The organism is Paraburkholderia sp. GAS448, assembly GCF_050435685.1.
In the GTDB taxonomy this organism is placed as follows: domain Bacteria; phylum Pseudomonadota; class Gammaproteobacteria; order Burkholderiales; family Burkholderiaceae; genus Paraburkholderia.
Genome location: NZ_JBNDKT010000003.1, coordinates 1 through 12881, shown reverse-complemented (window position 1 = coordinate 12881; position 12881 = coordinate 1). Strand labels below are relative to the sequence as shown.

At 60.9% G+C, this 12881-nt stretch carries 12 protein-coding genes, 1 rRNA gene and 3 pseudogenes; 9 read left to right on the top strand and 7 right to left on the bottom strand.

Going from position 1 to position 12881, the window contains the following annotated elements; genetic code table 11:
* Positions 1 to 209: 209 nt before the first annotated feature.
* A complete protein-coding gene (locus P3T23_RS06515) occupies positions 210 to 1409 on the top strand; it encodes an amino acid aminotransferase (RefSeq protein ID WP_429315371.1) in 1200 nt (399 codons plus the stop codon).
* Between the two features lie 135 nt (positions 1410 to 1544).
* Here the strand turns inward: P3T23_RS06515 and P3T23_RS06510 are convergent, their stop codons facing one another.
* Together P3T23_RS06510 and P3T23_RS06505 are read right to left on the bottom strand one after the other, a co-directional pair.
* The gene (locus tag P3T23_RS06510) at positions 1545 to 2777 is read right to left on the bottom strand and encodes a DUF3734 domain-containing protein (protein ID WP_429315370.1); all 1233 of its coding nucleotides are present in this window, start codon (positions 2775 to 2777) and stop codon (positions 1545 to 1547) included.
* 10 nt (positions 2778 to 2787) lie between these two features.
* Positions 2788 to 3585, bottom strand: coding sequence for a 3-hydroxybutyrate dehydrogenase (locus tag P3T23_RS06505; RefSeq protein ID WP_133663880.1), 798 nt, complete (start codon positions 3583 to 3585; stop codon positions 2788 to 2790).
* A gap of 200 nt (positions 3586 to 3785) precedes the next feature.
* Between P3T23_RS06505 and P3T23_RS06500 the strand changes: the two genes are divergently transcribed.
* A complete protein-coding gene (locus tag P3T23_RS06500) occupies positions 3786 to 4757 on the top strand; it encodes a potassium channel beta subunit family protein (RefSeq protein ID WP_429315369.1) in 972 nt (323 codons plus the stop codon).
* A gap of 231 nt (positions 4758 to 4988) precedes the next feature.
* Positions 4989 to 5834, top strand: coding sequence for a 23S rRNA (adenine(2030)-N(6))-methyltransferase RlmJ (locus P3T23_RS06495; RefSeq protein WP_429315368.1), 846 nt, complete (start codon positions 4989 to 4991; stop codon positions 5832 to 5834).
* A 47-nt stretch (positions 5835 to 5881) separates the two neighbouring features.
* On the opposite strand, the gene P3T23_RS06490 is transcribed toward P3T23_RS06495, so the two are convergent.
* The 4 genes from P3T23_RS06490 to cueR all read right to left on the bottom strand — a co-directional run bounded on the left by P3T23_RS06490 (position 5882) and on the right by cueR (position 8515).
* The gene (locus tag P3T23_RS06490) at positions 5882 to 6916 is read right to left on the bottom strand and encodes an ABC transporter substrate-binding protein (protein WP_429315367.1); all 1035 of its coding nucleotides are present in this window, start codon (positions 6914 to 6916) and stop codon (positions 5882 to 5884) included.
* 158 nt (positions 6917 to 7074) lie between these two features.
* On the bottom strand, positions 7075 to 7443 hold the full coding sequence (locus tag P3T23_RS06485; RefSeq protein WP_429315366.1) for a hypothetical protein: 369 nt from the start codon (positions 7441 to 7443) through the stop codon (positions 7075 to 7077).
* A gap of 208 nt (positions 7444 to 7651) precedes the next feature.
* Positions 7652 to 7798: a DUF3563 family protein gene (locus tag P3T23_RS06480; protein ID WP_429315365.1), complete on the bottom strand. Its 147-nt coding sequence runs from the start codon at positions 7796 to 7798 to the stop codon at positions 7652 to 7654.
* A 294-nt stretch (positions 7799 to 8092) separates the two neighbouring features.
* Positions 8093 to 8515, bottom strand: a complete 423-nt coding sequence (cueR, locus tag P3T23_RS06475; protein WP_429315364.1) for a Cu(I)-responsive transcriptional regulator — start codon at positions 8513 to 8515, stop codon at positions 8093 to 8095.
* 129 nt (positions 8516 to 8644) lie between these two features.
* Between cueR and P3T23_RS06470 the strand changes: the two genes are divergently transcribed.
* The 6 genes and pseudogenes from P3T23_RS06470 (at position 8645) to P3T23_RS06445 (ending at position 12514) form a co-directional block, all read left to right on the top strand.
* Positions 8645 to 8860, top strand: a complete 216-nt coding sequence (locus P3T23_RS06470) for a heavy-metal-associated domain-containing protein (protein ID WP_429315772.1) — start codon at positions 8645 to 8647, stop codon at positions 8858 to 8860.
* 10 nt (positions 8861 to 8870) lie between these two features.
* On the top strand, positions 8871 to 9785 hold the full coding sequence (locus P3T23_RS06465) for a dTDP-4-dehydrorhamnose reductase family protein (protein ID WP_429315363.1): 915 nt from the start codon (positions 8871 to 8873) through the stop codon (positions 9783 to 9785).
* A gap of 477 nt (positions 9786 to 10262) precedes the next feature.
* Positions 10263 to 11202 (top strand): annotated as a pseudogene (locus P3T23_RS06460) (IS3 family transposase); the annotation flags it as partial.
* Positions 11182 to 11990: pseudogene (gene tnpC, locus P3T23_RS06455) on the top strand (IS66 family transposase); the annotation flags it as partial. The pseudogenes P3T23_RS06460 and tnpC, both read left to right, overlap by 21 nt.
* Positions 11944 to 12111, top strand: a complete 168-nt coding sequence (locus P3T23_RS06450) for an IS1096 element passenger TnpR family protein (protein WP_429315771.1) — start codon at positions 11944 to 11946, stop codon at positions 12109 to 12111. The pseudogene tnpC and the gene P3T23_RS06450, both read left to right, overlap by 47 nt.
* Positions 12065 to 12514 (top strand): annotated as a pseudogene (locus P3T23_RS06445) (plasmid pRiA4b ORF-3 family protein). The gene P3T23_RS06450 and the pseudogene P3T23_RS06445 overlap by 47 nt, the downstream one beginning before the upstream one ends.
* 124 nt (positions 12515 to 12638) lie before the next feature.
* Here the strand turns inward: P3T23_RS06445 and rrf are convergent.
* Positions 12639 to 12752: ribosomal RNA gene (gene rrf / locus P3T23_RS06440) — 5S ribosomal RNA — on the bottom strand.
* Positions 12753 to 12881 lie beyond the last annotated feature (129 nt).

Sequence of the window (12881 nt, the reverse complement as noted above, 5' to 3'; positions counted from 1 at the left end):
GGGAAACGACGTTCTGGCACTCAAACCTCTTGCTGGAACGCCGCGTTTTCCATAAATAAGCGCGCAAATCGCCCTGTTTGAGCCGAAAAACGCCCCGGGATTCGCTACAATGGCAAGTTGCGCGCTCGCCGCCCCTGTCTGCGATATGTTTGTCTGCCGACCCGGCCACGCTGGAAGCCCGCCCCTTCTTTCACTACTGCCGAACCATCATGTCTCTTTTTTCCGCTGTCGAACTTGCTCCCCGCGACCCGATCCTGGGCCTGAACGAAGCCTTCAACGCCGATGCCCGCACCACCAAGGTCAATCTGGGCGTGGGCGTATACACGAACGAAGAAGGCAAGATTCCGCTGCTGCGCGCGGTTCGCGAAGCGGAAAAGGCCCGCATTGAAGCTGCGCTGCCGCGCGGCTACCTGCCGATCGAAGGGATTGCAGCCTATGACGCAGCGGTCCAGAAGCTGCTGTTCGGCAACGATTCGCCGCTGATCGCCGCTGGCCGCGTGGTGACGGCGCAGGCGCTGGGCGGCACGGGCGCGCTGAAGATCGGCGCTGACTTCCTGAAGCGCCTGAACCCGAACGCCAAGGTTGCCATCAGCGATCCGAGCTGGGAAAACCACCGTGCATTGTTCGAAAGCGCGGGCTTCGAAGTCGTGTCGTACCCGTATTACGACGCGAAGACCCAGGGCGTCAATTTCGAAGGCATGCTCGCAGCCCTGAACGGCTACGCTGCCGGCACGGTTGTCGTACTCCACGCGTGCTGCCACAACCCGACCGGCGTCGATCTGACCTCCGACCAGTGGGTGCAGGTTGTCGAAGTGATCAAGGCTCGCCAGCTGGTGCCATTCCTCGATATCGCCTATCAGGGTTTCGGCGATGGCATCGAGGCAGACGCTGCCGCGGTGCACCTCTTCGCGCTGTCGGAACTGAACGTGTTCGTGTCGTCGTCGTTCTCGAAGTCGTTCTCGCTGTATGGCGAGCGTGTCGGCGCGCTGTCGATCATCACGGCCAGCAAGGAAGAGGCAGCCCGCGTGCTGTCGCAACTGAAGCGCGTGATCCGCACGAACTACTCGAACCCGCCGACGCATGGTGGTTCCGTCGTCGCTGCCGTGCTCGGTTCGCCGGAACTGCGCGCAACGTGGGAAGCGGAACTGGGCGAAATGCGCGATCGTATCCGCGCGATGCGCAATGGCCTCGTCGAACGCCTGCAAGCGGCTGGCGTCGCACGCGACTTCAGCTTCGTGAACGCACAACGCGGCATGTTCTCGTACTCGGGCCTGACGGCACCGCAAGTGGACCGTCTGCGCGAAGAGTTCGGCATCTATGCCGTCAGCACGGGTCGTATCTGCGTTGCAGCACTCAACACACGCAACCTGGATGTGGTCGCGAACGCGATTGCCCACGTGCTGAAGTGATGTAAAGGCGACGCAAGGGTGCGCGTCTGTATGACGAGGCCTATGCCGTTTTGCCTGCATCTGCGCTGGCCTTGAAAAAAAGGCGTCCCAAAGGACGCCGTTTTTGTTTGCACCGAGCCCTACCCACGCTGCACTTCAGCGGGCGTCGCGATGAATATCGTGTGTGACAAAACCCGCGTCGTTGTTGGGCAAATCCAGCCAGTCCGGCTGCGCCAGCGAGCCGCGAATGTCCATCAAACCGCTTTCCCAATGCTGGCGCATTGTCGAAAGACCGAACTGGTAGTCCTTGTAGTGCCCTTCGTATTCCTTGTGCCGGTAGATCAGGTGAATCACGTTGTAGCGCTTCGAACAGGAAAGTTCTTCAGCGAGCTTGCACCAGGGATCGTCGCGCATTTCAGGCGGCACGCGGTCGAGCACCTCGCGCAGTACATGCCGGAAACGCTGCGAGCGCTGCAGCATGTCGGTGACGAGGCGGGTACGGCTCGAGTACTGGACATCTTTCATACGCCCCTGGACATCGGTAATGCTGTCAGGCACCGGCCCGCGCGCGCTCCATAGGTCGACCTGGAAGGCAAGTGTGTCGCGGCGCGGCGTAGTCTGGATAACCTCGTAGAGCGGCGTATTCGACATCAGGCCGCCGTCCCAGTAGTACTCGCCATCGATCTCCACTGCCGCAAAGCCAGGCGGCAATGCGCCCGACGCGATGAAATGCTCCGGCCGCAGCTTCGTGTGCATATTGTCGAAATACGCGAAATTTCCGGTACCGACGTTCACCGCCCCAACCGATACGCGCATCTCCCGCGAATTGATCCGGTCGAAGTCGCACAACCGTTCGAGTGTCGCTTTCAACGGCGTCGTGTCGTAGTAGCTGGCTTGCTGAGGTGCGCCCGCGACCGTGGGCAGCGGCGGCGGGAAACGCGGCACGAAAAAGCCCTTCTGCCCTTCGACCAGTGCGCCCACCGCCTGCAACGCGGTGAATGCCTTGCGCACTGCATCGGTGGAATTGAAGAACGCATGCTCGATGAAGGCCGGCAGCGGCGGCGCGAAGGCCGGCTGACAGATCGTCTCCCAGAATTCGAGCAGCCGGGCGACCCGCTTTTCCGGTGGGTTGCCGGCGATGATCGCAGTGTTCAGCGCACCAATCGAAATGCCGGCGACCCAGTTCGGCAGGATGCCTGCTTCGTCCAGCCCCTGATAGACACCCGCCTGGTAGGCCCCGAGCGCACCGCCCCCCTGCAGCATCAGGGCGATGGTTTCGTACTTCGGCAACTGGATGGGTGCGCGGGCGTCGGCGACCGCGTGCGGCCACTCGCCGCCCGCCTGTTCCGCGACGCCGACGCGAGCCCGCTTGACGTTACGTTGCGCCATGCGGACCTCCTTATTGCATGTACCAGCCGTGGCTGACGATGAACGATTGTCCGGTCAGTGCAGCGGTCGGGAATGCCGACAGGAACAACACCGTCTGCGCAACATCTTCAACCGTCGTGAACACGCCGTCGACTGTTCCGCCCAGCATCACGCGCTTCACCACTTCGTCCTCGCTGATGTTGAGCTCCTTTGCCTGCTCGGGAATCTGCTTGTCGACGAGCGGCGTGCGCACGAAGCCCGGACAGACGACATGCGAGCGAACGTTGTGCTTCGCGCCTTCTTTCGCGAGAACACGCGCGAGGCCGAGCAACGCGTGCTTGGCCGTGACATAGGCCGACTTCAGCGGCGAAGCCTCGTGCGAATGCACGGACCCCATGTAGATCACGACGCCACCGCGATCGTCCTTGTACATGTGCTTCAGCGCAGCCTTGGTGGTGAGAAACGCGCCGTCCACGTGGATTGCCTGCATTTTCTTCCAGTCGGAGAACGAGTAGTTCTCAATCGGATTGACGATCTGGATACCCGCATTTGAAATGAGGATGTCGACGGAGCCCAGTTCTGCTGCGACCTTGTCGATGCCCTGGTTGACCGCGTCTTCGTTCGTGACGTCCATCGCCACGCCGATCGCCTTGCCGCCGGCCTTTTTGATTTCCTCGGCGACCGCGTTCGCCCCGTCCTGGTTCAGGTCGGCAATGGCAACCGCCGCGCCTGCGGCCGACAACGTCAGCGCGATCTGTTTGCCAATGCCGCTCGCCGCGCCCGTGACGACCGCAACCTTTCCATTCAGATTCGTATTGAGTGACGACATCCAGAACCTCCATGCAGTGATTGAGCAATGACACCATGACACGCAGGCGACGTAAAGCTGGCCGAAAGGCGTAGACCGTCCGGACGAATGCTGCACTGCGGCCGACTTCGCTATTGTGCATGACCACGTGACTTCACGCACAAATCCGGTTCGGTTTAAGCTGTGCAGTTCCGGTTGGACCACTCTCGAAGGAGAAATGCATGAACTATCGACGACTCGGACGTTCCGGGCTGCAGGTCAGCGAACTGTCTATCGGCTCGTGGGTGACATACGGCAATCAGGTCGACCGCCGCGCCGCACGCGAATCGCTGGCGGCCGCGCGAGACGAGGGAGTCAACTTTTTCGACAACGCCGAGGTCTACGCTGGCGGCAAGTCGGAAGAAATCATGGGCCACGCGCTGAAGGAACTGGCATGGCCGCGGGTCAGTTACGTTGTTTCAACCAAGTTCTTCTGGGGCCTGCACGAAGCGCCGAACCAGTACCACACGCTAAACCGGAAGTATCTGCTGAACGCCATGGACGCGTCGCTGCGCCGCCTGCAGCTCGACTACGTGGATCTGGTGTTCTGTCATCGTCCAGATCCGAACACGCCTGTCGAGGAAACGGTCTGGGCGATGAGCGACATGATTACGCGCGGCAAGGCGCTGTACTGGGGCACGTCCGAGTGGAGCGCCGACGAAATCCGTGCCGCATACGAAATCGCGGAACGCCATCACCTGCACAAGCCGGTCATGGAGCAGCCGCAGTACAACCTGTTCCATCGCAAGCGCGTGGAGGAAGAATATCGGCGGCTATACGAAGACATCGGTCTCGGCCTTACGACGTGGAGCCCGCTTGCCTCGGGCTTGCTGACCGGCAAATATCGTGACGGCGTACCGGCCGACAGCCGCGCGCAACTGCAAGGCTACGACTGGCTGCGCAAGCAGTTGACGGATACCGGCAAGAACAACGTTGTCGGCAGGCTCGGCAATGTGGCGGACGAACTCGGCTGCACGGTCGGTCAGCTGGCCATCGCGTGGATTCTGAAGAACCCTCACGTAAGCACGGTTATCACCGGCGCGTCGCGCGTCGAACAGATCGCCGAAAACATGAAGGCTCAGGAAGTCGCGGGGAAAATCACGCCGGAGGTCAAGCAGAAGATCGAAGAGATCGTCGGCGACACTTACGAGTAACGCATGTGTATTGACACGTGCGCCAGTTGCGACTGTGGCGGCCGCACCGCGAGATAACGTATCGCACGCGCGGCGCGGCGCCATGGGCCGCAGCGCCGCGTCGCGTACAATACGCGACCCGCTCGTAGCTTCGCAGGGCGCGGTGCTGTAAGGCACGCATCTCGAATGTGTCGTTTCTCAACGACGTTTAAGCAACCGCAATATCGCTCCCCTTTTCAGCCCGGCTTCATCATGCTCAGTTACCGCCACGCCTTTCATGCAGGCAATCACGCCGACGTTCTGAAACACGCGGTCGTTATCCAGTTGCTGCGCTATCTCGGGCAGAAAGACAAGGCCTACTGGTACATCGACACGCATGCCGGTGCCGGTGTCTACTCACTGAAGGAGGGCTATGCGACCAAAACCGCCGAGTTCGAAACCGGCATCGCGAAACTGTGGAACCGGAGCGATCTTCCGCCGATGCTCGCCGACTACGTCGATGAAGTATCGGCGTTGAATGCAGATGGCGATCTACGGTACTACCCAGGTTCGCCCTACCTCGCATGGCGGCTGATGCGCGAGCAGGATCGCATGCGTCTCTTCGAATTGCACAGCACCGAAATCGACGTGCTGCGTCACAATTTCCGCGACGCAGGCCGGCGCGCGATGCTATACGCGGGCGATGGCTTCGATGGCGTAAAGGCTTTGCTGCCTCCACCGCCGCGCCGCGCACTGGTGCTGGTCGATCCGTCGTACGAAGACAAGCGCGACTACGCCCGTACGCTCGCCTGTGCGGAAGAAAGCCTGAAGCGCTTCGCCAACGGCACGTACGCTGTGTGGTATCCGCAGGTCGCGCGCCCCGAATCCCAGCGCTTTCCCGAACAGCTCAAACGCCTGCAGGACAGGAACTGGCTGCATGTGTCGCTGACCGTCAGTGCTCCGCCTACGGATGGCTTCGGACTTTACGGCAGCGGCATGTTTATCCTGAACCCGCCTTACACGCTGGCGAAGCTGATGAAGGAAACGCTGCCCTGGCTAGTAGACACGCTCGGTCAGGATAAAGCCGCGCAATTCAAGGTTGAGTATCGTGGCGATTGATTGAATCGAAGACGGTGCGCAGCGGATCGCGCCCCCTCCCTCGCCGCTTACTTCACCTGCGCGTCTGCCTTGCGGGCAAATTCATTGGTATAAGTGGCGTTCAAATCGATCTTGCCCGCATCGAGCCGCGTATCGAACGATGAAAGCGCACGCAACGCAGTAGCCGGACCATCGCTGGGCATCAGGCCATCAGGCGAATAGGCATCTCGAACGTTGTGAAAAGCATCGACGTAGAGTGCCTGATCGTTGAGCAGATACGCCTTAGGGACCATCTTCACGAGATCGGCATCGCTTACCGTCTGCAGCCAGCGGTCCGCACGGACAATCGCGTTGGTCAATGCCTGCGTCGTCCTGGGATTCTTCTGGATGAATGCCTCCGACGCGTACAGTGTTGCCGCCGGCATCGTCCCGCCGAACACTTCCTGCGTGCCCTTCACCGTGCGCGTGTCGACGAGCACCGTGATTTCGCCGGCTCGCTGCAACTTTGTCATCATCGGATCGACGTTCGAGAGTGCATCGATCTGGCCATTGCTCACGGCCGACAGCACCGTCGCGCCGCTGCCGACGCCGATCGCGGAGATATCGCTGCGCTGCACGCCGGCCTTGCGCAATGCGACGGTCAACACCAGATCGGTCGACGACCCGGGCGCGCTAACCCCGACCTTTGCCCCCTTGAAATCAGCCAGAGATTTGATCGACCCTGCTTTTCCCTTCGTCACCGCGACAACGATCTGCGGCGCACGGCCCATCAACACGAACGCGCGATATCGCTGGCCTTTCGCCTGCATGAACAAGGTGTGCTCATAAGCGCCCGCGCCGACATCCGCGCTGCCGCCCACGACGGCCTCCAGCGCTTTCGAACCGCCCGCGAAATCTTCGAGCGTGACGTCGAGCCCCTCGTCCTTGAAATAACCAAGCTGTTGCGCGGCGAGAACCGGCAAGTAGTAAAGCCCCGGCAAGCCGCCGACCGCCATCGTGAGCGTGGGTTTTTCGGGTGCGTCTTTTGCCGTGGCAGGCAGTGTGGCTAGCGCGAGCAGCGCAATGCACGCGCAGGCGGCGTGCCGCATCCAGTGGTGAGGCATTCGTTGTCTCCCGATTGGAATTATTCGAGCGGCAAGACGAAACGCAAGAGAGGCCGCGCAACGATTGTCGTTGCGCGGCCTCTCTTGCGCCATGCGCCGAAACCCCAATGGCGCTTACTCGCGCAAGCTTGCCTGAGGATCGGGGGCAGCGCTCTTTTCTACGGGGCTGAGGGCGGCACGGACGGAAGAGTCGGGCGAGGGAGCGGGCGTGGGCTCGGTTGAGCACGCTGCGATCCGCCTGCGCCGACCGGCAAATTGATATAAGGCGCGACCATGATCGGCACTGACGAGTCCGTCGAGAGTTCAGTCGGCGAAGCGATCGGCTGTGCCTGAACAATCCGGGCGTGCGACAGGGGCGCAGTCTGCAGAATCGTCCCGCTCTGGCCGTCGCTGATGCCGCGCTGCGTGTCGAGGATCAACGGCTGCCCGCCCGAGGCGGCATTTGCAACCGGCAACAGGAAAGCCGTTGTCAGTAGCACCGCGGCGATGCCGCCGCGCGTGAAACGAATCGAGCGGACTGGAAGCATAGGCGTTTGAGGTTGGTTTCTAAAGCGCATGAACCCGGTCAATGCGCACGGAAAACGCTTTACCTTACCGCGACAGCAGCGTTCCGGCTAGTCGATCGTGAGAAGGCGGCCTTACTCCTGGCTCCAGATGTGACAAAGCCCCGACGATACGGGGCTTTCCACTTTACAGCTCCAGCGACACGGCATGGCCGCCGCCGCTCAGACTGGCTTACAGCGAGTAGCCGTTCGTTTCGAGCGAGCGGATGCGCTGCTCGAGTTGGACGATATCCGACGACTCAGCGAGGTAAGCCTCACGACGGTCGCGTTCAGCAGTTTCAAACCAGTTGCTCAGCTTTTCAATAACGTATGCAAACATGATGTTCTCCAAGGATCAGAAGTGAATCCCCGGTGGATTGGGCATCAGGGATATCCCTTAAAAGGGTTAACCCGAATTATATCCCTTCGGTACAACCTGGCTAGTGAAATGCCCGAATGACGGGCATTCCGTTTTGGAATGGTGCACGATGCACCGTGTCTCAAGTCACTGATTTTACGGCACAACCATCTCTGCCTACAGCAAAACCCAGATTTCCGGCGCGATTTCGCACCATGTTTGTGCATGAAACGATCTGGGTTGCAACGGCAACGGTAAATTGGTTGCACCTTAGGCTTATGCAGCGTGACAATGAGCCGCGGATGACGGCTCGGAATCGGCAAGCCGCTCGATAATCGGACAGTCGGGACGTGCGTCGCCGTGACAATGTGCAGCGAGATAAGCCAGCGTATCGCGCATTTCGGTGAGTTCGACGATGCGCCGGTCGAGCTCCGCGACATGCTCGAGCGCGATCGACTTTACCTCGGCGCTCGCGCGTGAGCGGTCATGCCAGAGCGCCAGCAGACGGCGAATATCCTCGACCAGAAAGCCCAGTCGCCTTGCCTGGCGGATAAATCGCAGCGAATGAACCTCCTCTGCACCGTACAAACGATAACCGGCCGTTGTGCGCGCTTTCGCCTTCAGCAAACCCACGCTCTCGTAATAGCGAATCATCTTCGCCGTGACGCCCGACGCCCGGGCCGCTTCACCAATGTTCATGTCCGTCCTCTCGCAGTGCCTTCAAATCGTACACCTTCCCATCATGGGAAGGTCGGCCACCTGATACATGCTGGCAGACAGGCATAATTCAACCGGTGCAGTTCCACTCCCTCTATCTCCGGAAAATTACTGATGATCGAATTTCAGGTTGAAGGCATGAGCTGTCAGCATTGCGTGGCAGCCGTTACGCGGGCGATCCGCGAGCAGGATGGTGCCGCGCAGGTGCAGATTGATCTCGCAGCTGGCCGCGTCTCAGTCGAGTCGAGCCAGCCCATCGATGTCCTGCGGGCAGCAATCGATGAGGCCGGCTATACCATCGTCGGCACACCCGCCAGCGGAAGTTGAGGTGAGCCGCATGTTCAAGGTTGTCGTTATCGGCGCATCGGGCTTGCTGGGTCGCGTGATCGTCGATGAACTGGCGCAGCAAACCGGCTGGTGGATCGTTTCGACGGCCTTCCGTCGAGCCGGCCCGGGCATGGCCACCCTCGACGTGCGGGATGCGCAGGCAGTCGACGCGTTTATCACGCGTGAAGCGCCGGACGCTGTCGTCATTGCGGCAGCGGAGCGGCGTCCGGATGTCTGCGAGCATGATCTGTCGCTTGCCCGTGCGCTGAACGTCGACGCGGTCCGGTCCCTGGCGTCGGCGGCCAACCGGTGCGGCGCCTGGGTTCTGTCGATGTCCACCGACTATGTGTTCGACGGCGCCCACCCGCCCTATCTGCCCGACGACGCGCCCGCGCCGCTCAATGCCTACGGCCGCAGCAAGCTCAACGGCGAACAGGCGCTGGTCGAAACGGCGGAAAGCGGCTGCGTGCTGCGTCTACCGCTACTCTACGGACCGATCGTCGACTGGCAGGAGTCAGCGGTTACGAGTCTCGTGCCGGCGATCGCCGCATCGGTGCGGAGCTCACCGGCCGCGAAGCCGGCAGTCATGGACGCCTGGGCAATCCGCTACCCGACCTTCACGCCGGATGTCGCGGTGGTCATCCGGCAATTGCTCGAACGTCACGCGCGTGGCGAAGCAGTAAACGGCATCGTCCAATGGTCCGGCGAAGAACCCATGACGAAGTACGATATCGCGCAGCGCCTCGCCGAAGCACTGCGATTCGACGCGCAACTCACGCCGCAACATACTCCGGCTGACGCGACACCTCGTCCCCACAATTGCCATCTGGACTCGGGGCGCCTCGAAGCGCTGGGAATCGGTCGGCGGACGCCGTTCGACGCCGCAATCCAGCAGGTACTGGCGAAGTTTCCCTGGCAGGGCTAAACGGCGTAGTGGGCGGCTTCAGGATTGCCTGACTACCTGGAACCTGCGTTAAAGCAAGCCCCGTCCCTGGGGCCACCGCTACGCGCATCGCTTCGCCAACGCGCCGTCCGCACGAACGCGCCCTTCAATTTCAGACGAGCCTCAGTCGTCCCGTGTCTTCAGTGAAAATCGCGGCTCGTGGTAGCGGGGTGCCCGAGTAGTTCGCTGCGGTCTCTGAGCCAATGAGCGACAAGGTGCACCACTTCGCTTTTTCCCGTCGCGCTTCCCTTTTCCGCCCCCCTGGTTTCGCCGTTATTCTCTGACCTGCCCTGGAATTTTCGGACCAGCTGAAACTTGAGCGAATGTCTTCCAACGGAGAAAGGAAGTCATGAAGAAGAGCCGGTTTACCGACGGGTAGCAAACTACGTGAGGCAACAGGTCAGCGCGAGTTGCAATTCTGATGAGTCAATGCGCTGGACAGAACAATTGTCGCCGCGCAAGCAGACGATCTACAACTGGCGACAGCATTTCGGCGGTCTGGAGGCTGCCGATGTGAAGCGGCTCAAGCAGCTCGAGCAGGAGAACGCGCGGCTGAAGAAGATGCTGGCGGAGCGGGATCTCGAACTGGACGTGATGAAAGAGATCAACGCAAAAAAGTGGTGAGCGCGCCCGCCCGACGCCAGCAGGTTGCCTTTGCGAAGGCACGGGGCCTGTCGGAACGACGTGCGTGCGCGCTGATGTCGGTGGCGCGATCAGCGTTGCATTATGAATCGAAGCTTGCTGACCGGGACGCGCCCGTGCTCGCGGCAATGAGCATTCTGTCAGCGCAATATCCGCGCTACCGCTACCGCCGAATCCAGCTCTTTCCGGGGCGCCAGGGTCGCCGGATGAGCGCGGACCGGGCATGGCAACTGCGGCGCGTTGCTGGCCTGCGCGTGCCGCGCAAGCGTGCGCGCAGGGCGTGCCGTTTCGTCGACCCTGGCCACAGCCGGCGACGGCGGCCCGGCACGTCTGGGCGTACGACTTCGTATTCGACGCCCGCGCCAACGGCCAGCAACTGAATTGCCTGACCGTGATCGACGAGTACACGCGTGAGTGCCTGGCGATTGATATTGCGGGTTCGATCCGCTCCAAGCGCGTCATCGAAGTCCTGCCGCAACTGGCCAGCGTTCACGGTGTGCCCCGTTACCTTCGTTCGGACAACGGCCCGGAATTCGTGTCACATGCCATCCTGAAGTGGGCCGCCGAAAACGGCATGGAAATGGCGCCCGGCGATCCGGGCAAGTCATGGCAGAACGGTGCGGACGAGAGTTTCAACGGCAAATTCCGTGATGAGTGTCTGAGCCTTGAGTGGTTTCGGACCCGTGCTGAGGCAAAAGTCGTGATCGAACAGCGGCGGCGCAACTACAATGCGATCCGGCCTGCGGGAAGCCGGGCACCACCAGCGGTCTGGTATCAGTACTCGCCCGCTCGCAAGAGCGAAAGCCCGCGAGAACATCTGGCGGGATACAGCGGAATCCTGCAGGCAGATGCCTATGGCGGGTGACGCCCTGTATCGCGGCGGCAGGATCGTCGAAGACGCGTGCTGGGCGCACGCCAGACGCAAATTCTACGACCTGTATGAACTGGAGCGCTCGCCAATCGCTGAAGAAGCGCTGGGCTGGATAGCCGCGTTATATGTCATTGAGCGCGACATTCGTGGCCGCACGCCAGAGGTTCGGCGATCGGTTCGCGTGGCGCGTACGGCGCCGCTGCTGAACAGCCTGAAAAACTGGCTTGAATACACGCTGCAGCAGATCTCGGTTAAGTCCGGCCTGGCTAAAGCGATCAGGTACTCGCTGACACACTGGCAAGCTCTCGCGCTATTGCGAAGACGGACGCATCGAGATCGATAACAAAACGGCCGAACGATCAATTCGGCCGCTCGTCGTGGGTCGGCGCAACTATCTGTTCGCCGGCTCCGACGGCGGCGGCCACTGTGCGGCGGTGATCTACAGCCTGATTGGGGCAGCGCGTCTGAATGGCGTGGAACCCTATGCTTACCTGCGCGGGGTATTCGAGCGCATTGCCGATCATCCCATCAATCGTATCGACGAGTTACTTCCGTGGCGCCCGATGCAGGGTGAGCAGGAAGCGTGCATAACGGACCTTCTCGATGGCTTAAACAAACAAACCCGCCCTGCGCACCGTCGATTCACTGGCTCATGTTTACCAGTTACGCGTTGAACTGCTGTATCTGAAACCGGCGATCTGCCGACAGATCCTGGTGCCGGGGTCAATCGAGCGTCCGAAACTGAACGGTGTATTGCTGTGGACCATGGGCTGGGACGGGGGTCCACCTCCATGAATTCGCGTTCAGCGACACCAATCACGGCGTTTTGGATCCAGACTTCCCGAGCGATCCGCCGATGCTGAACGAAACCAGAGTTCCCCTGATCAGGGCGCTGGGCGCGCTGAAGTCGTTTACCTACATCTATGACTACGGCGACAACTGGTAGCATCGCGTGAAGATCGAAAAGGTCCTGCCGCCTGATCCTGAATTGCGCTTGCCACTGTGTCTGGCCGGCCGAAATGCATGTCCACCGGAAGACGTTGGAGGTGGCCCGGGATACCTCGAGTTCCTCGAAGCGATCAACGATCCCTCGCATGAGGAACATCAACAGATGCTCGAGTGGTGCGTTGGCAGTTTCGATCCCGACGCCTTTGATCTCGACGCCGTCAATCAACGGCTCTCCGAAATCAGGGTTTGAATGTCAACGCGGCCTTCAAATGCCGCTTACAGCGGCCGCGACGCTGCAAGCATCGCGGCCTGGGAAGCGGCGTAAACGCAGAAACCCCACCTTTTGGGGGTGGGGTTTCCGATGCTGCAGGGGAGCCTGACGATTACCTACTTTCACACGGGCAATCCGCACTATCATCGGCGTGGAGTCGTTTCACGGTCCTGTTCGGGATGGGAAGGGGTGGTACCGACACGCTATGGTCATCAGGCATGACTTGTTGTCGCGCTGCGGCGGGCCTGAGCCCCGGGGCAGCACAACCAATCGGGAAGAAGTAGCTGAGAGGATGCCTCTCGTACTGCACTGGGCTGTGATGTTTTCGGCACAACACCGGTCTCAA